Here is a 21419-nt window from a genome sequence, read left to right on the forward strand (position 1 = left end):
CCGCCGCCCTTTTTCGCGTCGCTCAGAGCGGCGTCTTGACCTTGGGCTCGCGCGCCCAGTTGCGGTCGGACACCTTGGCAACCAGTGCTCCGGCATCGAGCCCGAACACCCAGTCATCGGCGCCGACCCCGGCCTTGTCGAGCAGCGGCTTGGCCTCATCGCCATGGGCAATGGCCTTGAGATTGGCAAAGGCATCCGAGCAGAAATCCAGCGCCGCCTTTTCGGTCAGCAGCGGCTTGATCCCATCCGGCGAGCCGATGATCGCCACCGCGTCGAACAGCACCGAGGGCGCGCCATCGAGCTTTTCGTCGGCCTTGAGGTGACTGCCGTCCTTGAGTGTCACCCCGCCCACCTTGGGTGCGATGATCTTGACGGTGACCCCCTTGCCCTTGGCGGCATTCTGCAGGGCCTTCACCGCCCCGCCATCGGCGCCGTCGGTCACCAGCAGCCCAATGGTCCGCCCGGCCACTGGCGCCTTGTGCTTGAGGATCGACAGCGCGTCGGAGGGCTTCATGTCGACCGGCTCGCGCGCCGGGGCGATCTTGTCAGGCAGGGCAATGCCCAGCCCCTTGGCGATGCGGGCTGCCATGTCCTCGTCGATATTGCGCATCTGCCCGACGACGCGGGCCCGCACCTGCTCCAGTTGCACCTTGGACAGCTCGAACACCGTGGCGGCGATGATATGGCCCTGCTCGGTCTTGTTCTGCGAGCGATAAAACAGGCGCGGCTGGCTGAAGTGATCGGCAAACGTCTCCGACCTGATGCGCAGCTTCTCGGTGGCCGGCTCATCCATTTTGGCCAGGGTCTGAAACCCCTGCGTGCTGGCGCGCGGCCCGCCATCCTCGCCGGCCTGCGCCAGCGAATTGGGCTCATAGGTCGCCCGCCCGGTCGGCACCTGGGTCTGCATCATGCCGTCGCGCTGGAAATTATGCATCGGGCATTTCGGCGCGTTGATCGGGATCTGGTGGAAATTGGTCGTCCCCAGCCGCGATTTCTGCGTGTCGAGATAGCTGAACAGCCGTCCCTGCAGCAGCGGATCATTGGTGAAGTCGATGCCCGGCACGATATTGGTCGGCAGGAATGCCACCTGCTCGGTTTCGGCAAAGAAATTATCCGGGTAACGATCCAGCACCATGCGCCCGATGATCTGCACCGGGATTTCCTCTTCGGGCACCAGCTTGGTGGCGTCGAGCACGTCATAGGGTTGCTTGGCCGCCCAGGCCTCGTCGAACACCTGAATGCCCAGTTCCCATTCGGGATAGTCGCCGGCCTGGATCGCCTCATACATGTCGCGCCGGTGATAATCGGGATCGGCGCCGGAGATTTTCACCGCCTCGTCCCAGGTGGTCGACTGCACCCCCTGCTTGGGCTTCCAGTGAAACTTGACCAGGCTGTGTTCGCCCTTGGCATTGACCAGCTGATAGGTGTGAACGCCAAAGCCCTGCATCATGCGCAGCGAACGCGGCAGGGCCCGGTCCGACATCAGCCACATCACCGTATGCATGCTCTCGGGCATCAGCGAGACAAAATCCCAGAACGTGTCATGCGCCGACGCCGCCTGCGGAAAGCCGCGATCCGCCTCGGGTTTGACTGCATGGATCAGGTCGGGAAACTTGATGGCGTCCTGGATGAAGAACACCGGCATATTATTGCCGACCAGGTCCCAATTGCCCTCATCGGTATAGAATTTCACCGCAAAGCCACGCACATCGCGCGGCGTGTCCTTGGAGCCCTTCGAGCCGGCCACGGTCGAAAGTCGGGTGAATAGCGGCACGCGGGCGCCCTTCTTCTGGAACAGGCTGGCCCGCGTCAGCTCGGGGATCGGCTTGGTGCATTCGAAAAACCCATGCGCCCCCGTGGCCCGCGCATGCACGATGCGCTCCGGAATCCGTTCATGGTCGAAATGGAAAATCTTTTCGCGCAGCACGAAATCTTCGAGCAGCGCCGGGCCGCGCGTACCGGCCTTCAGTGTGTTCTGATTGTCCGAAACCGGCACGCCGTGATTGGTGGTCAAAACCGGCCCGGTGTCGCGCTGCTGCGTCTCCCCGCCGGTGCCGCGCGCCATGCTGGTCGTCGGCGCATCCGGCGACTGTCTATCCTTGCTCATTGCTGCTGTTCTCCACAGCGACGCCCGATAGCGCCGCTGTGAAGCTAAACCCGGCTGAGCGGGACAGGTTCCGGCTGGCTAGCCGGCCGCAAAGCTCGAGGACTGGTCCTGCGGCCGCACCAGCCGCGTCGTCTGCCATGCGGCGGCAAACGCCACCGCCGCCATCGCCGCCCCCAGCAGATAGACCGGCACGATGGCAAACTTCACATCCGCCGCCGACACTGCCGTGGCCAGGCCCGCCGAATTGGCGGCCACCCCGGCCAGCGCCGCGCCGATGGCATTACCCGCCGATTGGGTAGTCGGCATCAGCGCCGAGGTCCGGTCGCGCTCGGCATCGCTCGCCGCTTCCATCATCGTCAGGTTCAGATAGCCATTGCAGGTGCCAAAGCCGCTGCCGATGATCAACTGCCCGACCACCACCACGGCCACCATGTCCAGCTGCAGCCCGGCCAGCACCAGCAGCAGGCCGATGCCGATCAGCGCCGGCCCCAGCTTGATCAGCAGCTTGCGGGTTTCCTTCTGCCGCACATTGGCGACGGTAATCGCCGAAGCGCTCCAGGCCACCGCCAGCACAGCGGCCAGCGCGCCAGCCATGGTGGCGCCATAGCCCCAGATCTGCTGCACCACCAGCACCAGATAAACCGCCGAGCCGGCCCCAGCGACGTTGATCAGCAGTGTCATCCACAGCCCGGTACCGACCACCGAAACCGGGCGGAACGCGTCGGGCGGCATCAGCCGGTCGCGGCTGCGGCCATCCAGCCACACCGCCAGCACCAGCAGCACGCCGGCGCCCACCAGCAGCGCGGCGGCCGGCAGCGGTGCCGCCAGCCCGGCCAGCGCCACCAGCATGATACCGGCGCCGATGCTCAGCAGCCGCAGCCCGGGAAAGCTGGTGGCGCGGCTCGGTTCGGAGCTTTTGGCTGGCACCACGAACAGCACCATCACGGCAAAGATCAGCACCAGCGGCACGCTGATCAGGAACGCGGCGCGCCACGACACCAGCTCGGTCAGCAACCCGGCCACGGCCGGCCCGCCAAAGGCGGCAATCGCCCAGATCATCGCCTGAATGCCGAACACTTTGGGCACCAGCCGCGACGGAAACAGCTCGGGGATCAGCGCAAAACAGATGGCCGAAACCACGCCTTCGCCCAATCCCTGCAAGGCGCGGCCCACCAGCACCTGCGGCATCGAGCTGGCATTGGCCGCGATCAGCGTCCCCACGAGGAACACGCCCGCCGCCACCAGCAAAGCCGTCTTGGCGCCCAGCCGCTGCTTGAACAAGGCGGCGCCTGCGCCGCCGACAATGGCAAACACCAAAAACAGCGTCAGCGCCCAGGAAATCAGCGCCACGCCGCCCATTTCCAGCACCGCCGTCGGCAGCGAAATCGAGGACAGGAAAGCGTTGAACGCCAGCAGTGCCACTCCGAGCGACAGAATGAGCATCACGCTGGCATAGCGTGGCGTGAAAATTTCGGCCCAGCTGCCGCTGCTAGATGAATTGGACATGAAAAACCTGCGGGTGATGCGTTGAGTGCTGCCGCCCGCGCAGCAGCAACAGGGCCGGTGGGGGCCTGCTTTGCAATGCGGACGAAACAGGACGGCAGAAAGGCGCTCCGGATCAGCAGAACGCGAATGAGGTTCCTATCGCCAAAAAATTAAAAAAGCAATTGCTTGTTTTATGCCGTTGGAGCAAGCGGCTCTCTACGCCATCTTAACCCGCCCGGTTCATTCTGCCGCAACCTCCTGCACAGGATCGTTTTTTTGACCATTCAGCCTGTTCACCGCCAAGGTCCCGATCTCCGTCTGGTTGCCGGGATCTTCCTCATTGCCGTGGTCATCCTGGTGCTGCGCACCGTGCAGGGGCGCGCCGGCATGCCGTTTTTTGCCGATACCGACGACGCCATGCGCATGGTTATGGTCCGCGATTTTCTCAACGGTCAGGGCTGGTACGATCTGACGGTGCAGCGTCTCAACACCCCCTGGGGCGCCGAGCTGCACTGGTCGCGGCTGGTCGATCTGCCGCTGGCCCTGCTGGTGCTGCTGTTCACCCCGCTTATAGGCGCCGATCTGGCGCTGGTCGGGGCCGGCTATGTCTGGCCCATGGCGCTGCTGGCGGCGCTGCTGTGGATCAGCGCCAAGCTGGCCTATCGGCTGGTCGGACCCGAGGGTGTGTTGCCGGCCTTGGTGCTGCCGGTGCTCAGCCCCGCTATCACCGCCGAATTCACCCCCGGCCGGGTCGACCACCACAATGTCATCATCCTGCTGACGCTGGCCCTGGTCTGGACCGCCATCGAGGCTGTTCGCCGGCCACGCTTCGCTCTGCTCTGCGGCTTTGTTGCCGCCACGGCGCTGGCCATCGCCACCGAATCGCTACCCCCGATCGCCGCCGCCATTCTGGTCATGGGGCTGCTCTGGGTGGGCAATCCAGCTCAGGGCCGCACCATGCGCTGGTTCGGGCAGGCCTTTGCCCTGGGCTCGCTGGTCCATCTCGCCATCTTCCGCCCGCCAGCGCGCTGGCTCGAAGCGGCCTGCGATGTGATCTCGCCGGTCTATGTGGCGGTGGCGCTGGTGGTTGGCGCCGTCTTCACCATTGCTAGCCTCGTGCCGCCACCGCGCGCCGCCTGGCAGCGTCTGGCGCTGCTGGGTGGGCTGGCGCTGCTCGGCATGGGCGCCGTCGCTCTGGCCTATCCGCAATGCCTGCGCGGGCCCTATGGCGAACTCGATCCCTGGCTGCAGGCCAATTGGATCGCCGAGATCATCGAGGCCCGTCCCTGGAGCACGGCAGTCATTGAACTGCCGGTCTATGCGCTCGCCGTCGGCCTGCCGGCCTTGCTGGCGACCGGTGTGGTGCTGTGGCGCTTGTGGCAGGTGCCCGAGCAGCGCGCCGAATGGGCCGTTTTGCTGGTGTTTCTGCTCGGCACCGCGTTGGTCATGCTAGCCCAGGTGCGGGGCGCTCGCCTCGCCATCATGCCGGGCATTCCCGCCGCCGCCTGGCTCATCGTCAGCGCCCGGCACCGCTATCTTGCCACCCCCCGCCTTGGGCAGATCGCCGGATTGGTGCTGAGCTGGCTGGCCTTTTCCGGTGTCATTCTGGCGCTGGTGGTGATGCTGGCGGTCAATCTCATCCCCAGCCGGGCCCAGCAGGTGACCGAAGCCCGCGATAACAAGGAGCCCTGCCTCGTGCCATCGGCCTTTGCCGATCTGGCCGCGTTGCCGCCCGAGCGGGTGATGACCCCCATCGATCTGGGCGCCCATCTGCTGCTCTACACCCCGCATGAAGTGGTCTCGGCGCCCTATCACCGCAATCAGCAGGGCGTGCGCGACACCTTCCGCTTCTTCAACGACCCCATCGCCGACGCCCGCGCGATCCTCGACGAGCGCGGCATCGGCCTCGTCGTGCTCTGCCCCGGCATGGCCGAGCTCCACGGCCTGCCCGGCCGCGCCGAAGACAGCTTTGCCAATCTCTACGCCGCAGGAAAATTGCCGCCCTGGCTACACGACGTCAGTCTCCCCGACAGCCCACTACAAGTGTTCGCAGTCTTGCCGGAATAGACCCATCCACCGGCCCCACCCTCCCCTTGCGGGGGCCCTTGCTAAGTCCGTTATCGAGCCGGCATGGCTCCGCGAGCGCCGCGCTGTGGCTATCCCAGCCCCAGCCCCAGCTCCGCCCTGACCTTCCGCGTCAGCCGCCCCACCACCAGCCGATGCGCCTCGCGCAGATACGCCTCCATTTCGTCCTCGCTGAGCGGGCTGGCCACCGAGATCGCCACCCAGCCCGCCCGAGCGAAATACGGCGCCGGCCGCACCCCTTCGAGTTCGGTCAGCAGCTCAAACGCCATCTCGGACACTTTCAGCCACACCTCGCCCGGATCGCCATCCAGCAGCGCAAAAATCCGGCCGCCGATCTTGGCGACCGAATCGTCATGCCACTGGCGCACCAAAACCGTCTGCGGCAGCGTCAGCACGAACGCTTCGAAGCCGGGCCTTGTCATGATGGCGGGATGGGTGACGCTCAATATCAACGATCTGCTGACCAAAACGCCGACCCGGTGCCCCGGATCGGCGTTATTTTTGGACTATTCGGCGGCGACCCCGAGGCCGATCGGGCAGGACACGCCAGTGCCCTGCAACCCGCAATAACCCTGCGGATTTTTGGCCAGATATTGCTGGTGATAGGTCTCGGCGTAGAAGAATTCCGCCGCCGGGGCTATCTCGGTGGTGATCCGCCCCAGCCCACGCTGGCTCAGCGCCTGCTGATAGGCGTCGCGGCTGCGCTCAACCACCGCCGCCTGTTCCGGCGTCGTCGTATAGATCGCCGAGCGATATTGGGTGCCCATATCATTGCCCTGGCGCATGCCCTGGGTCGGGTCATGCTCTTCCCAGAAGGTCTTGAGCAGCGCGTCGAGGCTGATTTTGCTGGGGTCATAGACCACCTTCACCGCCTCGGTATGGCCGGTGCGCCCTGAGCAGACTTCCTCATAGCTCGGGTTGGGCGTTGCCCCGCCCTGATAGCCCACGGCGGTGACGATCACCCCCGGCAGTTGCCAGAACAGCCGCTCCGCCCCCCAGAAACAGCCCAGTCCCAGATAGATGGTCTCGGCGCCGGTGGGGTAGGGACCCTTGAGGCTCTGCCCGTTGACGAAGTGGCTGTCGGCGACACTCATCGGCGTCGCCCGGCCCGGCAGGGCCTCGGCAGCGCTCGGAATGCTGGTCGGTTTGGTGTTGAAGAACATGTCGTTATCGTCCTTTCCCCGCGTCATGCGCGGAAGCGGCGCCTGGGTGATCGGCGTCAAATCTGGTCCTGCCGCAGAAAGCGTTCCCGCCGCCGCGCCCGTCCGGCCAGCGCCAGCACAATGCCCGGCACGCCGAACACGGCGAAGGCCGGATAGTTGAGCACGGCCTGCAGTGCGGCATCTAGCAGGTCGGCAAAGAACCGGCTTTCGAAAAAGCCCGCCATGGCCTCCAGGCTGGGCGGATGCAGCTGCGTCCACAATTCCGCCAGGCTGGTGTAGACCAGCGCGTTGGCACCCAGTGATTTGGTGCCATCGATGATAAACAGAACCAGCGCCAGGCCGATCAGCCAGGTGCCCGCTACTCGTAAAATAAGCCGCATCCAGATTCCCTGTGCCGACGGGGATAGATTGAGGCTGGCCTACCCGTTTCACCCCATGCACGCCATCTTTGTGGCATTGGGGCGGCTCCCTCACAAGATGGCAACCCCCTTACACAAAAACAATCGTCATCCCGGTGACGTGATCCCTTGCGTCCTAGGCCGCGATAAGTATATTGCGCCTCGCTCGCGTCGGCCAACCAGCCGGCCCCCCCGGCGTTTTCCAGCCGGGGATAAAGGCGATGCGGAGAGGTGGCCGAGTGGTCGAAGGCGCACGCCTGGAAAGTGTGTAGGCGGGGAACCGTCTCAAGGGTTCGAATCCCTTTCTCTCCGCCACTATTCCAAAAAAGCCAGGAAATGCGCCACATCCCGGTGGTTAAGGGGTTTGCAACTGCTCTGTTGGTACACAGGAGCGGTACACATGGTGCTCAAAATGGCGACACCCTATCGACATCCCCAATCGGGAATTTTCTGGCTCCGTCGTCGGGTGCCGGCCGATCTTGTCTCGTTGCTCGGCCGACGCGAAGAAAAAATCAGCTTAAGGACGCGTGATCCGTCCGAAGCCAAAGCTGCGTACTTTCAAGTGTCCTCTAAAATTGAAGCTCGCTGGGCCAATTTAAGAAAAGGTGCCCGCCGGATTTCGCATAAGGAGGCCATGGGGATCGCTGGGGAATTTTATCGCGAGCTGGTGGCAGCACATGAGGACGAACCTGGTGATCCCAAACTGGTGCTTGGAAGGCTGCTAGCCGATCAGGTGGCCGCAGGCACGCCAGGCATTCGGATAATCAGCTCCGGCAATCCTGAACTCACCGCGAAAATGTTGGGCAGGCTTAAGAGCCAAAATCAGGCAGGTGTCGAGCGATACCTTCAGGACCGGGGCGAGCTTGTCGATGCCGATAGCCTTGAACGCATCATTAATGCTGTGAACGGGTCCATCGTGCAAGGCCGAGAGCAAATTCTGCGTTACGCGCATGGTGACTATCGCGCTGACCCCGATGCAGACCGGTTTCCGGATCCTCTGCCCATCGGTGCGAGCACCGTAGTCGAGGGGAAGTCAGCGGACTTTTTTAACCTAAAGTCAATCTATGAGAAGTTTGCTGACGAAGCCAAGCACGCCGCCTCAAGCCGCAAAAAGTGGCGGGCGATCATTGCGCAAGTTGCGGTCGAAATTCCGGATATCCGTGAGTTGACCGATCTTTGGGTCGTCGGCTGGAAGGATCAGCTCGTGGCCCGGGGCTTGTCCGCCCGGTCCGTGCAGTTTGGGTATCTTGCAGCCTTACGTTCGACCTGCGGCTGGGCTGTCACCAACAAGCGTATTGCTAAAAATCCGGTTGATGGGATTACCATCAAAGTTACCAAGTCAAAGAAGGAACGGCCGAAGGGCTACAGCGACGACGAGGCCAAGTTTGTGCTCCGCCTGACGCTCAAGCCAATGGAAGGCCGCCATTCAAGCGAAACAAAGGCTGCACGGCGTTGGGTGCCGTGGCTTTGCAGTTACACAGGTGCCCGCGTTGGCGAAATTGCCCAACTACGGAAGCAAGATATTCAGCAGAAGGATGGCGTGTGGCTCCTCTGGATCACGCCTGAAGCCGGCACTGTCAAGGACGGCAATTCGCGCTTGGTCGCCGTCCATCCGCATCTCATCGAGCAAGGTTTTCTGGACTTCGTCCGCTCGTCTAGGTCTGGGCCATTGTTCTACAGCGATGCTAGGAAACGCGGCGGAACAGTCGAGAACCCGACGTCCAAAAAAGTGGGTGAACGTCTAGCAGCCTGGATCAGGGAAGAGGGATTTACAGACAAACGTGTCGCGCCGAACCACGCCTGGAGACACAGATTCAAAACTCTGTCGCGTCGGCATGATCTCGATGCAGGCGCGCGCGATTACATGCAAGGTCACGCTGCCGCGTCGGAGGGAGAGGAGTATGGCGAGTTCGAGCCTGCCGTTCTCTATGGTGAAATTAGTAAGCTTCCCGCGCAGATCGTTTAACTGCCGGACCTTGATAACGGGGGATCTCGCGGGGCGTTGAAATGTCAGTGGCTGTGGCGAGTTGAAAAAGCGTGATGGAGGCATTTCTCACCTTGTCGCAGCCGGTGAACATACGTCCGCAGACAATATTCTGAAACCACTCAGGTCAAGCGCAACGAGATCATAATCCGTGTGTCCCCAGTTCAAATCTGGGCTTCGCTACCAAATTCAATAATAAAATCAAGGCCTCAAGAAATTGGGGCCTTGATTATTTTGAGATTAGGACGCGTTTAGGACGCCGTTAGGGTTTGTTCACCTAAACGCGGCAAGTTCGCATTGATTCTGCTGCCGAAGAACATGCTGCACCGACTGGGCTATTACTGGGGTGGAGCGGGCCGACGGCAATAGATCGTCGTCCTTGAACCTGGAATCGAGGATTCCCTTTTGTATCGGATTGCGATTCACCGCATGTGGAGGTGGATCATGGGCAGAAGCTATTCTTTGGATTTGTGTGAGCGCGTGCTCGGGTTTGTTGCATCGGGTCACTCCCGCCGGGCTGCGGCGCGCCATTTTGGCGTCAGCAACAGCTTCGCGATCAAGCTGGTGCAGCGGGTGGAGCGGCGGGGCACCGCTGTGAATACTGATCCAAAGTTGACCCCACAGGTTGCGTTGACAGTCGCCTAAGTCGTTGGAATTGCTGGCCTCAAGGTCGCGGCCCCTCCGCAGATCAGCGTTGAACCCCAGAGCCGGTTCACAGGCTGGGCGGAAAAGCCGGCACCCGCATCGTCTACGAGCCGACCGGCGTCTATCACAGGGCCTTCGAGCGGAGGCTGGCGGAGGCCGGCCTCGCCCTGGTCTAGGTCAACCCGCGTTAGGCCAGGCGGTTTGCCGAAGCCACCGGCAGGCTCGCCAAGACCGACCCAATGGATGCGGCGATGCTGGCCCGCATGGGCGCGCTGCTCGACCTCCAAGCGCGGCCGCCGCGCAGTCCGATCCTGAACGATCTCAAGGATTTGCACATGGCCCGCGAGGCCCTGGTGAAGAACCGCACCGCAGCAAAGAACAGGGCAAAAAACCTGACCCTGGCCATTCTCAAACGCCACAATGGCGCCCAGCTCAGCCAGATCGAACGCCAGATCGCCGCCATCCAGACCGCGATCACGGCCCTCATCAAGGCCGTCAGCGATCTGGCGCGCCGCTTTGCTATCCTGGTCTCGATCCCGGGCGTCTCGGCCATCACCGCCTTCGCGCTGATCATCGACATGCCCGAACTGTCGGCGAATTCTCTCCGCAAATGCCCGCCTGCGGTGGAGGGGGCAGGAGCCTGTCCTTAAAGGTAGAAACACTGATCTTCATATCTTTGATCGTGGAAAATTGTCTATCTGCCAAAGCATCATCAGTTCTAGTGCAGGAAATATTGCTGGGTCGTTCTGTAACTCTATAACTGCAGTTGTTTGTGTTAGGTTGGGTACGAGCGCCGCCCAGTGAGTACGCCGTTGCTCCTGATCCATATTTTTTAGATGAACGGCATATTCGTAATCGATATGAATTCGGCCAATCGCTGCACTTGCCCTGCCAGTACGGCGCATTGCAACGTACTGGCGCCTGCCCTCCCCCCAGATTTGCTCCGCCATTTTCGTTCTTGTTGCCAGCTTTGACGTAATTAAAAAAGTTGCCGGTATTGTTTGCTCAGCATTATGGGGGCTGAATTCCCAGTCTTTATCCAGGGCGCTGAGCTTGGTAACCAAAATATCTTCTGGTTTATTTGAGTTTAATATAGAATTAACCAGATGTATTAGCGATAAGACACATTCTGGGTTTCTCTCCCTACCATTCATGGCAGTCAAATCAATTTGATCAATAGCTATTCTTAGAACTTGGTATTTTTCTCCGAACAAATTAGTTGTTAGTGGTATTGATAGACTTGAAAAATAATCTTGTGCGTTGATTTCCAGTTCTTTGTTTCTTATAATTGAATTTTTATTCCTCTTCAATTCACTCATAAATATTTCTAGTAATTTTCTAACATGCAAAGAATTTGAATTTCCTCTTTCTCCGTTTACGATGTTGTTTTTAGTCGCTTCCATACTTTTAATCATTTCTGAACCTTATCATGATCAGGGGTGATTGGGCTATTGGCGGTTTTCTAGATTTTGTATTTGTTATTGGTGCATTAATTTTATTAGTTATGATTGTGAAGCCTGTTATGTGCTTATTTTATTGGAATAATTACGAGATATCGAGATTGTTACGTCATATGTTGCTGAAACATCGGTGCAGAGGAGCCTCTTGTTAGCTTGTGTTGGTTCCGCAGGCCGTTGGGTCATCCACCACGGCTGGCTCGTTGCGCCGCCGGCTGCCATGACCGCGACGTGGACGGTGTGTGTCCACGGTTCATGGTTAGGGACATCGGCAGGCGCATCCCACCAACTTCGGAACTACCTCACGGCGGCTAAAAGCTCATCAACTTATATCCCTGCAGAACAGGCCGAAGTTTTTGTATGACCAAAACTACTATCCCCCATACATCTTCCACGATTCACGAACTGGCGCCGATGGCCTTTACCATGCTGGCTGTCGGTATCGTGGTGTTTGCGCTTGGACTGCCAGCGTCGTTGCTGGCGACGCATGGATTTGACTTATCCCTGTGGCCGAATGAGGCGCCCAAGCCCCTGCAGTTTGTGGGCTGGCTTCTGAAGCTGAGGTTCTCGGAGATTTTCGACCAATACAGGTTAATGGCCGACGGCCGTCATGATGCCCTTTCAACAGGCGGTCGCTGGCATTTCTGGGGACTGGTTGGCCTGACGGTTGTCATTGCAGCCACATGGCAGGTGGCGCGTATCCGGCCCGACGACGACCGGGATCAATCGGGCGTTCTGGGAAATGCCCGATGGGCGAACGAATCCGAACGGCGGGTTTTGAACCGCGGACTCGAAATCGGCATGGATCTCGAAACAAACAGGCCGATCCGCATCAGCACTGACGGCAATTTGCTGACTGTCGCGCCGCCCCGTACCGGCAAAACCAGTGGGCTGATCATCAATAACCTGCTCGCGCCAGACCATAGTGCATGGGATGGTCCGGCGGTCGTTCTTGACCCCAAAGGCGATATTTACGAGGCGGTCCATGAACGTCGTGCAGCTCTGGGCCGCCGTGTCATCAAGTTCGATCTGACTTTGGGGGCCACAGGCACCGAACGCTGGAACCCGCTTGAAAAAGCCAAAGTCACTGACATCGCCCGTCTTCAGGCCGTTGCATCCGTACTCATCCCCAATATGGGCGACACTAACGCTTACTTCGGCATTCGCGGCGTTGACATTTTGGTGGGTGCAATGGCGGTCGCGTTGGAGGATGCTCGTGAGCAGGGCAGGGCGGCAACGCCTGCAGACGTCGCTGCGCTCCTGTCCGACTATCCACGCTTTCTGGCCATTGCGAAACGGCTCCATCAGCAGATTTTCAGGTCAACGCAAGCAGATCTGGAGCTTGACGAGCGCGCCAGGGATGCGCTTCTCAGTACGGCGCGAAGCGCAGTTCAATGGTTGCAGGATGAGCTGTTTCAGCAGCTAACCAGCAATGCCACCTTCACCATGGACGAGATAGCTGCCGGGGATGCGGACCTCTTCATCATCTACCCCAAGGAAAGCAGTAAAATCCTCGGGCCGCTTTTGCGCTGGATGTTTTCCGAACTGTTTATGGCAATCCGCCGTCGCAAAGGCGCGGCCGAGCGTATTGTCATGTTCGTCGACGAGGCTGATAGCCTGGGGCGATTTGACGAGCTGAGGACAGCACTGACCCTGATGCCAGGGCTGGGCGTGAGCGTCTGGTCCTTCTGGCAATCCTTTTCGCAGATCGAAGAAAACTACGGCAAACACGGCGCCGAAACCTTTCAGAATTCGGCCTCCGTTACCACCATCTCCAATATTGCTCACCTCAGCGAGGACGCCGAAAAGATATCGCGCGCGCTCGGCGACTTCACACTTCTGCTCGATGCTGACAGTGCCCAGAATGCGCCAACTGGTCAGACGACCAGCACCAGTCGTAGCCGGCAGGCGCGCCGTTTGCTGAAAGCCGACGAAGCGGTGAAGCTTGAGCCTGAGGAGATGATTGTCCTGCTCAACCTTGCGAAGGCCACGCGCCACCCTTTGCGGCTGCGAAAGTCCAGGTATTGGGAAGACCCACGCTATGATGGGCTGTACCACAATGTTGTGCCCGTCAGCGCAATCTAAAGGTCAAACTGGATGGCGGATTCGGGCACGAAAGCAGTGATGTGACCAGTGCGCGCCAGCCAGCCCCGAATGAGTAGGTAGCCATCGTCAGTCCTACCCAATACCGGGACCTGGGTGGATTGGAGCAGCGTTTGTGTTGCAACGGTAGCGCCGCCGATCTGCCAGTTGACCACCATATCAGACGTCACCGTTCCCAGATAAACGCGCGGTGTGTTCCAGGCGGCTGATCCCAGGACAGCGGCAGATGCCACCAGAGCGAAGACAATGCCCGGATGCGGCCGAAGCAGCTTTGCAAGCGGCCGTGTGTGTGTGCTCCGGCGCGCCTTCGGCTTTTTCACCTGACGCGGCAGCAAGCGCGACAGCCATGAAAACAGATCACGCTGATCCTCCGATGTCAGCTCTGGATCCTGTAGGTGCGCCGCAGCCGCCCTCGGCGGCTTTCGCTTCACTTCCATGAGCTTGAGCGCACTCAAGGCTGCCGCCGCGTCGCGATCACGCGCAGCAGCAGCCTTGGCCTTGTCAATCTGGTCATCGACGCTTGGCATCGGTGCTGTCCTGCCTACTATTCCCCGACCAGCCACTTTGCCGGACCGCGGACTGCTTCCATGACCGCCAGGCGCATAGCCGACAGGTCTTTCTGAATGCGGACACCCCGTGCGATACCGTATTTCTCGTTGAGCTTGCCAGTGTCGATCTGCGGCACAGACGCCAAGCCTCCAGCCTGCAACAACGCAACCGCTTCGTCGTCCATCGTCTTGCCTTCAAGCGTACTGACCGGTACACCGCCGGCGATCTTTGCCAACATCTTGTCATCAATCATACCGGCCACCTGGTTGTTCAGCACGAAGCGCGTGGCGATAGGTCTGGCCAAGTCCATCAAGCGCTGCGCTTCGCTCAACGCGCCTGGCTCGGACGTAGCCACCACCAGCATACCTAGTTCGACGCCGACGCCCTCCAGGGCGTCTTTGACGTCGGCCAGCACGCTGAGCAGGGCGCGGCTCGTGTTGGCGCCGACGTCGACAATGGTTGGCGTCGTGGCGCCGGCAATGGCATTGATCACGCCGTCGAATTCGCTACGAGCGGCGCGGCCGCCGGTCTTTTCAATTTCGGTGCGATCGGCGCGCATCGGGAAATAGGTCACGCGCTTGCCCAGTTCGAGCAGGCGCTGGTTCGAGTCGACCTCGATTACGGGAGCCGCCGGCACCGCCTCGGCCAAGCCGCGAACCACCAGGCTCTTGCCGACACCACCCTTTTCCTGCCCCACCAACAATACACGCACCATGCTCGCCCTCAGTCCTGTTGCTTGAGCAGACCCTTCATTGCGTCAAATTGAGCGCGCCGAATGGTCTCCTCGTCATCGATACGGGAAAGGCTCTTATCATCGCGTGGCTTAACGTTGAGTTCGTCGGCTAGGGCAAACTGTTTTGATTGTTCAGATTTTAGTGGCCTTTTCGATAAATCGGCACGGGACTGCCGGCCAGCCTGCTTGCTTTCGGCCTTGGCTTGGCGACTTTTGAGGTCAGAGACTAAGGATGTCAGTCGGGACGTGGTGATGGGTATCTCCACATTGCCCTGCCGCTGAGTAATGCCTTGTTGCCCCAGCGCATCGGCGATGGCCCTCCAGGCGATGCCATTGGCGCGCATTGCCTCGATCGCCGGCAGGGCTTCCCGAATGGCAGCATAAGTACCCGAAGCTGGCTGCTTCTTCTGTTCGGCGTGCAGATCTTCTGCGTCGCCGATAAGGCGGTTGATATCGATGGCCATGCGCGCTCCGGCGAGACGTTCGTCGATGGAGCATAGAGCAGAAATGGCCGTTTGCCAGCTCTGCCAGTGCTTGCCAGCACATGCCAGCTATGTACCGGCAATTTTGCCAGCAAGTTAGGGCTACCACACCTCACGCACTGAGAGTGATTTCGTTCACCATCAGCGCCGAAACGGCTCGATTTCGGCGGTTTGACCGCCCATCCAGAGGAGTGGGGCTGCGAATCGCGCCCATGAGGGAACGCGTATGAGCAGCATAACGACAGTGTCGATCGGCCTGGAACCAGATTTGGCGACATTGCTCGAGCAGGCCGCGACGGCCGCCGGCCTAAGCCGCGAGGCAGTGATTATCGAATGCCTCTCCCAGCAGCTGGAAGTGGCGTTACGGCATCTGGTGCTGCTCAGCCGGCTGGAGGAGATGGACCGGCATGTGGTGGCACTGGCCGAATTTATCGGCGAAGCCACCGCACCGGCTGATGCGGCGCAGATCGGCAGGATCTGCCGCTATCGGCCGGGAGCCAGTGACGGGGCATGACCGCAACGCTGCACCCGCTTGGCGTGGGTCGGGATGCCGGGCTCTACTATACTAACGATCCCGCCCGCGAAGCCCGCCCCCGCAATCGCGATGAGTACTATACCCGCGACGGCGGCGGCATCTGGCACTCAACGGGGCAGAGTATTGTCACTCATGGGTCTGCAGTCGAAGCGGAAACCTTTCGCGATCTGTGCGCTGGTATCCATCCCGGCACCGGCCAGCCGCTGGTCCGCGGCGCCGGCGAAACCCATCGCGCCGGCATCGATATTACCTTTACGCCGGGCAAGTCGGTATCTGTTTTGTGGATGGCGGGGACAGCAGAGCAGCGCGACCTGATCGAAGCGGCGCATCGCGCCGCCGTCGACCGGGCGCTAAAATTCCTCGTGGATGAGAGTTTGATCACTGTCCGCTATGGTGCTGGCGGCATCCATCGTGCCCAGCCGAGTGATCTGATCATTGCCCGCTTCGCCCATTTTAGCACCCGTGCTGGGGATCCCAATATCCACACGCATTGTGTGGCCCTGAATGTTGCTGGCAGTCCGGTCGTTTCCGGCCGCTATGCCTCCAAACATCTGACCATCGAGACCACCAGTTTGTTCAGTGCCCAGATGGGGTTGGGCGCGGCCTATCGCGCGGCCCTCGCCGAGCAGCTCCAACGGGATGGGTTTGCCTTTCGTCCGGCCGGGCAGGGGCAATGGGAACTCGCCGGTCTGCCACAGGACTTGCTCGAGCTGTTCTCCAAACGCTCGCACGCCATCGAAGAGCGCGTCGGGCGCGAGGCGAGCGCGGCGCAGAAGCAGGTAGCGGCGCTGAGCACGCGTGCCGCCAAAGATACCGTGCTCACCGGCGTGGCCCTGGAGGCGCAGTGGGCCGATGAGCTGGCGCAGACCGGCCTCGATCCCTGGGCCCTGGCGACCAGTGTGCAACCGCTACATCAGCGCGACGACCATGCGCTTGAGCCTGATATTTTCCAGGAGCCGCCAGCCATTGCCGGGACCACGCCGGTCGCGTTGGCAGCCTCGAGGTTGTTCCTGACCGAGAGCGTGCTGGAGCGGCAGAAGCTGCTCGAAACTGCTTTGGTTGCAGCGAGCCTGCAGGGGCTGGGGCCGGACGCGGTTTATGCGGAATTGGCGGCGCTGGAAACAACCGGCCACCTGCTGCGGCTCGATGAAGCGCACTGGACCACCGCTGGCATCGCCGCCACCGAAGCGGCGATGCTGCGCGCTGCCAACCGACCGAATGAGCGGGAATGGATCACCGCGGCCGCGTTGGCGACAGCACTGGAACAGGCCGCACATCTGACGCCAGAACAAAGCGCAGCGGTACGGGCGGCGGCTTGTGCCGACGGCGTCACCCTGATCGAGGCCGCTGCCGGCACCGGCAAAACCACCCTGGCCAAAACCATCGTCGCCGCCGCCGAGCGGTCAGGATTGACGGTGGTGGGTTTGGCGCCGAGCTGGATCGCCGCTGACGAACTGAAAAACTCAACTGGGATTCCGGCTCAGGCGATCGCCCGTTGGCGCCATGATGTGACCAACGGCACTGCTGCGCCGCTGACGGCCAACACATTACTGCTGCTCGACGAGGCCGGCATGGTCGGCACGCGCGACATGGCGGCCGTGCTGACCGCGGCTCAGGCCGCAGGCGCAAAGGTGGCGTTGCTGGGCGACCGCCGGCAGCTGCAGGCGGTCAGCGGAGCCAGCCCGCTGGCCGCCATTGCCGACGTCGTGGAACGGGGCAGTGTTCTCGACACCGTGCGGCGGCAGCAGGTCGAATGGCAGCGGGCCGCGTCGACGCTGATGGCCCGGGGCGACGCCGCCGCCGGTTTGCGCGCCTATGGCTGCCACGAGCGGATCGACCTGATCGCAGGTGAAGCGGCTACGCGCGCCCGGGTGATTGCCCTCTGGACTGAAGCCCGTCAGCGCTATGGGGATGGTGTGCTGCTGGTGACCCGGCGCAATGTCGATGCCATGGCGCTGAACCTGGAAGCCCGGGCGGCGCTGCAGCGGGCGGGGGCACTGGCTGCCGGTGAAGCTGTCCTGCCCGCCATCGGTCGCGACCAGAAGCGGCATGATCTGCCGATTAGTGTCGGAGAAAAGCTTCGGTTTGGCGAAACCCTGCCCGAGTTGGGGATCCGCAACGGCACGCGCGCGGTCGTCGAAGCCCTGGCTCTGGATCCGGCCGGTTATGCGACGTTGCGCCTGCGTTTGGAAGACGGAACGGCGGTGACGACTCAATGGTCAGCGCTGGCGCGGCAGGGCCCGGGTCGGAAGCAGACGCTGCCGCGAGTCAGTCATGGCTATGCTGGTACCGCCCATGCTTCTCAGGGGCGCACCGCCCCAGCGACGATCTTGCACCTAGGCCGCAAGACCGATTCACGGGAAATCTACGTGGCGCTGACTCGGCATCAGCACGAGGCGCGGATTGTCGTTGAAGCCGATCGGCTCGACGCTGCCTGCCGCCAGCGCCAGGCAGATCCCCGCATGGCGCCGACCACCACTGCCATGCTGGAGCGGCTGTTTGCCGAAGCTGCGCAGTATCGCGAGAAAGCCAATGTCATCGACTTTGTGAGTGAGCGGTCTGATTTTGTTGCTACCGGATTGGTTGAATTGCCGCAACCTGCGGCCAGGTGGGATATTCTGAAAACACTGCACACCGCGCGCAAGCTCCATAGTCTGAGCGAACTGGTACGGCAGGTCTGGGCAGTAATCAGCCGCTCCCAGGGGCCTGGGCTCGAAAGAAAACTGCCACCAGCGCTGGAGAAGCTGCGCTCCGCGGTCTATCGGATCGATGGCGCAAACGTGCGCGTCTCCAGAGGCCCGTCGATGGAACGGTGAGATCATTTCCGGGTGCTGACTTTCTCTGGTTCTGAAATAGCTTCCCCATCCCATACTGTCCGTCGAGCGCGGAACATTTTCGCCAGCGGAAGTTCAGATGTCCGACGGTGAGAAATTCATCACAACAAGTTTCTAGCATTGCCAACGCGGAATAAATTGTAAGCCTCCGGTGAAGCTTGCAATTATCCATAAGTCGCGAGCTCAGCACCGATCCGTGGCCGAGTCCCACGCTTTGCCCAGAGCCGGACAGTCCCGTTCTTCTGACCTATGCGCGCCTCGTCCTTACCAGATCTCGATCGGCTTGCCCTTGGGAAGGTGGCCGATATTAGCCTTCAGCGCCCGCGGGAAGTTAAATGCTGCGATCGTCGCTGCGTCCTGACTGGGATGACGCGGGCGGGCGCTCATATGCGAGAAGCCCAGCTTTTTGAGAAGTGTGCCGACATGGCGCTCGTGATATTCTATCCCAAACCGCTCCTTGATCACGCGCTGAAGATCGACCCGGCGCCACCGAACGATCCATCAACCTCCGGATTTGGACCGGTCTCGACGATGGTGACAGTTCGGCCTTTTGCTGTTGCGAAAGTCGCGACGACGGGCCGGCCGCCCAGTGGTCGAACAGGCCATCAGGCCCGGCCGCATTGAACCGATGCACCCAGTCCCGGAGCGTCTGCCGGTCCATGCCGCCAATCAGGGCGGCGTCGGCGCGGTTCATGCCGTCAACAACCGCCGCCAGTGACAACAACCGTCGGCTCTGATTGGCGTCCTTGCTGCGTGACGCCAGGCGCCGAAGCTCCGCAGAGGAATAGTCCTGTCGAATCCGAACCGATCCAGGCATGAGCGAATCTCCTTCGCCCATCGAATCAGCAAGCGTGGCGCTTGGGAATTCCTAGCGAGCCACACCCGAGAGCCGTTGGTATGACCTGCCTTCCAGGTAGCCCCAGGCGACAACTGGCTCTCGTACCGGTTCTTTAAATACTCTGAGAATCCTCGATCTCTGATCAGGTGCAACCACGTTGGAGCGGCGATATTACTGGTTCAGTCGAACACTTCCACCGAACCAAAATTTGGGGCAGTGGCGTCTTTGTTCGACAACTGCACCGAACTTACGTCCACGGGCCACTCAATGCCGATATCGCTATCATCAAAGCGAATATTTCGGTCACAATCAGGGGCGTAGAGATCCGTTACCTTGTAAAGAACTTCGGTATCCGGCTCGAGCGTGACGAAACCGTGGGCGAAGCCTTTGGGGACCAGTATCTGGTTCCACTTGGCGGCCGATACCTCCAGCCCAACCCATTTGCCGAAGGTGGGAGACGAACGCCTAATATCGACGGCCACATCGTATATCGCCCCCTTGACCACCCGAACTAGCTTGTCCTGCGCATGGGGCGGCAATTGGAAATGCAGACCGCGCAGCACGCCTTGGGCGGCTGAATAGGAATGGTTGTCCTGCACGAAGTCGAGGTCGATGCCAGCGGCCTTCAACTTGTCCGCATGGTAGGTCTCGGAGAAAAATCCCCGATCGTCGCCAAATTTTGCAGGAACGATTTCCAGCACGTCAGGAATGTCGAGGCGAAAAACATCAACCATGGGGCATCTCCGTCAGACGGCGCAGATAGGCGCCGTATTCGGTTTTCTTGAGGTCATCGGCGCGCCGCAGGATGTGGGCGGCGTCGACATAGCCCAGTTCATAGGCAATCTCTTCGAGACACATCACTTTGGTGCCCTGTCGGTGCTCGATCGTGCGCACGAATGAAGAGGCCTCGTGCAAGCTGTCATGGGTGCCGGTATCGAGCCAGGCATAGCCGCGGCCGAGTTTGGCGACATCAAGCGAACCGCGCTGAAGGTAGACGTTGTTGACATCGGTAATCTCAAGTTCGCCGCGGGCGGACGGCTTTATGCTTGCGGCGATATCAAGGACCTCATTGTCATAGAAATACAATCCGGTCACGGCCCAGTTGGATCGCGGCTGTTCCGGCTTTTCCTCGATGGTGAGCGCCTGCTGGGTCGCCGGATCGAAAGAAACGACCCCATAGCGCTCCGGATCGCTGACCCAATAGGCAAAAACCGTGGCACCGGCTTCCTTGGCGCGCGCCTTGGCGCAGAGTTCGGACAGGCCGGCGCCATAGAAAATATTGTCGCCCAGGATCAGCGCAACCGAGTCGTCACCGACAAAATCGCGCCCGATGATAAAGGCCTCTGCCAGCCCGTTCGGTTCGGCTTGCTCGGCATAGGACAGTGAAATACCAAAATCGGATCCATCGCCAAGCAATGCGCGGAAGGAGGGCAGATCGCGCGGCGTCGAAATGATCAGCACTTCGCGTATGCCGGCCAGCATGAGCACACCAAGCGGATAATAGATCATCGGCTTGTCATAGATCGGCAGGAGCTGTTTTGAGATTGGCAGGGTAACAGGATAAAGCCGTGTGCCGCTACCGCCGGCAAGAATTATGCCCTTCAAAAGACCGCTCCGTCGGAACGTAAATTCAAATCCATAACATTATTCCTTCCATCTGTGCCGCACGTCTCGATCAACCGAAACAAAAATCTGTCCCTTCCAAAAACGACCTCACTCCAATGTTTCCACCCATAGCCACAGATGGATTGACACCCTACCCTTAGGACCAAATAATGAACCAACGGGATACTAACGGTTTTCTGTCGCTGCTGGTCCTGCAATCGAACAACGACCCATCCGAAGCCATAACATTGGTTCACCTACGTTAAGGACACCGCTGCTCCACGTAGCCGTTCTTGTACTGGATTGACGTAGTCAACGAGCTCAACCACGGGGGACTGATCGAAGTAATTAGTCTTTATTGCCAGTTTATATCCATCGGGCGTAAGGCCTAAATTTTCGCGCAGTATTCGAGCATT

18 protein-coding genes, 1 tRNA gene and 1 pseudogene are annotated in these 21419 nt (G+C 60.6%); 8 read left to right on the forward strand and 12 right to left on the reverse strand.

Annotated features, from left to right (window positions below):
• Nucleotides 1-22 precede the first annotated feature (22 nt).
• Together ACX3OW_RS03780 and ACX3OW_RS03785 are read right to left on the reverse strand one after the other, a co-directional pair.
• A complete protein-coding gene (locus tag ACX3OW_RS03780; protein WP_459094400.1) occupies nt 23-2107 on the reverse strand; it encodes a catalase in 2085 nt (694 codons plus the stop codon).
• Nucleotides 2108-2185: 78 nt separating this feature from the next.
• The gene (locus ACX3OW_RS03785; RefSeq protein ID WP_459094401.1) at nt 2186-3613 is read right to left on the reverse strand and encodes an MFS transporter; all 1428 of its coding nucleotides are present in this window, start codon (nt 3611-3613) and stop codon (nt 2186-2188) included.
• 255 nt (nt 3614-3868) lie between these two features.
• Between ACX3OW_RS03785 and ACX3OW_RS03790 the strand changes: the two genes are divergently transcribed.
• The gene (locus tag ACX3OW_RS03790) at nt 3869-5659 is read left to right on the forward strand and encodes a hypothetical protein (protein WP_459094402.1); all 1791 of its coding nucleotides are present in this window, start codon (nt 3869-3871) and stop codon (nt 5657-5659) included.
• 89 nt (nt 5660-5748) lie between these two features.
• On the opposite strand, the gene ACX3OW_RS03795 is transcribed toward ACX3OW_RS03790, so the two are convergent.
• From ACX3OW_RS03795 to ACX3OW_RS03805, 3 genes are read right to left on the reverse strand one after another with little or no spacing between them, the layout of a single operon-like run.
• Nucleotides 5749-6123: an MmcQ/YjbR family DNA-binding protein gene (locus ACX3OW_RS03795; RefSeq protein WP_459094403.1), complete on the reverse strand. Its 375-nt coding sequence runs from the start codon at nt 6121-6123 to the stop codon at nt 5749-5751.
• A 60-nt stretch (nt 6124-6183) separates the two neighbouring features.
• Entirely contained in the window at nt 6184-6840 is a 657-nt protein-coding gene (gene msrA / locus ACX3OW_RS03800; protein WP_459094797.1) for a peptide-methionine (S)-S-oxide reductase MsrA, read from the reverse strand.
• Between the two features lie 56 nt (nt 6841-6896).
• On the reverse strand, nt 6897-7220 hold the full coding sequence (locus ACX3OW_RS03805; RefSeq protein ID WP_459094404.1) for a hypothetical protein: 324 nt from the start codon (nt 7218-7220) through the stop codon (nt 6897-6899).
• Nucleotides 7221-7463: 243 nt separating this feature from the next.
• Here ACX3OW_RS03805 and ACX3OW_RS03810 point away from each other — a divergent pair.
• From ACX3OW_RS03810 to ACX3OW_RS03825, 4 genes are all read left to right on the forward strand, one after another.
• Nucleotides 7464-7553, forward strand: a tRNA-Ser gene (locus ACX3OW_RS03810).
• Nucleotides 7554-7638: 85 nt separating this feature from the next.
• Nucleotides 7639-9204 (forward strand): DUF6538 domain-containing protein, encoded by a 1566-nt coding sequence (locus tag ACX3OW_RS03815; RefSeq protein WP_459094405.1) that lies wholly within the window; start codon nt 7639-7641, stop codon nt 9202-9204.
• Nucleotides 9205-9666: 462 nt separating this feature from the next.
• On the forward strand, nt 9667-9867 hold the full coding sequence (locus tag ACX3OW_RS03820) for a hypothetical protein (RefSeq protein ID WP_459094406.1): 201 nt from the start codon (nt 9667-9669) through the stop codon (nt 9865-9867).
• 239 nt (nt 9868-10106) lie between these two features.
• Nucleotides 10107-10517 carry a hypothetical protein gene (locus tag ACX3OW_RS03825; RefSeq protein WP_459094407.1) on the forward strand — a complete coding sequence of 137 codons (411 nt, stop codon included), beginning with the start codon at nt 10107-10109 and terminating at the stop codon, nt 10515-10517.
• Nucleotides 10518-10535: 18 nt separating this feature from the next.
• Here the strand turns inward: ACX3OW_RS03825 and ACX3OW_RS03830 are convergent, their stop codons facing one another.
• The gene (locus ACX3OW_RS03830; RefSeq protein WP_459094408.1) at nt 10536-11282 is read right to left on the reverse strand and encodes a hypothetical protein; all 747 of its coding nucleotides are present in this window, start codon (nt 11280-11282) and stop codon (nt 10536-10538) included.
• Between the two features lie 402 nt (nt 11283-11684).
• On the opposite strand from ACX3OW_RS03830, the gene ACX3OW_RS03835 reads away from it, so the two are divergent.
• Entirely contained in the window at nt 11685-13409 is a 1725-nt protein-coding gene (locus ACX3OW_RS03835; RefSeq protein ID WP_459094409.1) for a type IV secretory system conjugative DNA transfer family protein, read from the forward strand.
• Here the strand turns inward: ACX3OW_RS03835 and ACX3OW_RS03840 are convergent.
• The 3 genes from ACX3OW_RS03840 to ACX3OW_RS03850 are packed head-to-tail and all read right to left on the reverse strand — an operon-like array spanning nt 13406 to nt 15173.
• Entirely contained in the window at nt 13406-13954 is a 549-nt protein-coding gene (locus tag ACX3OW_RS03840; protein ID WP_459094410.1) for a hypothetical protein, read from the reverse strand. The genes ACX3OW_RS03835 and ACX3OW_RS03840 overlap by 4 nt on opposite strands.
• A 17-nt stretch (nt 13955-13971) precedes the next feature.
• Complete coding sequence (locus ACX3OW_RS03845) at nt 13972-14691, reverse strand: P-loop NTPase family protein (protein ID WP_459094411.1); 720 nt, start codon at nt 14689-14691, stop codon at nt 13972-13974.
• A gap of 8 nt (nt 14692-14699) precedes the next feature.
• Complete coding sequence (locus ACX3OW_RS03850) at nt 14700-15173, reverse strand: hypothetical protein (protein ID WP_459094412.1); 474 nt, start codon at nt 15171-15173, stop codon at nt 14700-14702.
• 244 nt (nt 15174-15417) lie between these two features.
• Between ACX3OW_RS03850 and ACX3OW_RS03855 the strand changes: the two genes are divergently transcribed.
• Together ACX3OW_RS03855 and mobF are read left to right on the forward strand one after the other, a co-directional pair.
• Complete coding sequence (locus tag ACX3OW_RS03855; protein WP_459094413.1) at nt 15418-15705, forward strand: hypothetical protein; 288 nt, start codon at nt 15418-15420, stop codon at nt 15703-15705.
• Nucleotides 15702-18542, forward strand: a complete 2841-nt coding sequence (gene mobF / locus ACX3OW_RS03860; protein ID WP_459094414.1) for a MobF family relaxase — start codon at nt 15702-15704, stop codon at nt 18540-18542. The genes ACX3OW_RS03855 and mobF overlap by 4 nt, the downstream gene beginning before the upstream one ends.
• A 200-nt stretch (nt 18543-18742) precedes the next feature.
• Here mobF and ACX3OW_RS03865 read toward each other — a convergent pair.
• The 3 genes and pseudogenes from ACX3OW_RS03865 to rfbA form a co-directional block, all read right to left on the reverse strand.
• Nucleotides 18743-19377, reverse strand: a pseudogene (locus ACX3OW_RS03865) (IS630 family transposase); the annotation flags it as partial.
• A gap of 200 nt (nt 19378-19577) precedes the next feature.
• The gene (gene rfbC, locus ACX3OW_RS03870) at nt 19578-20132 is read right to left on the reverse strand and encodes a dTDP-4-dehydrorhamnose 3,5-epimerase (protein WP_459094415.1); all 555 of its coding nucleotides are present in this window, start codon (nt 20130-20132) and stop codon (nt 19578-19580) included.
• On the reverse strand, nt 20125-21003 hold the full coding sequence (gene rfbA, locus ACX3OW_RS03875) for a glucose-1-phosphate thymidylyltransferase RfbA (protein WP_459094416.1): 879 nt from the start codon (nt 21001-21003) through the stop codon (nt 20125-20127). The genes rfbC and rfbA overlap by 8 nt, the downstream gene beginning before the upstream one ends.
• Nucleotides 21004-21419: the final 416 nt, after the last annotated feature.

The organism is Devosia sp. A449, from assembly GCF_054489375.1.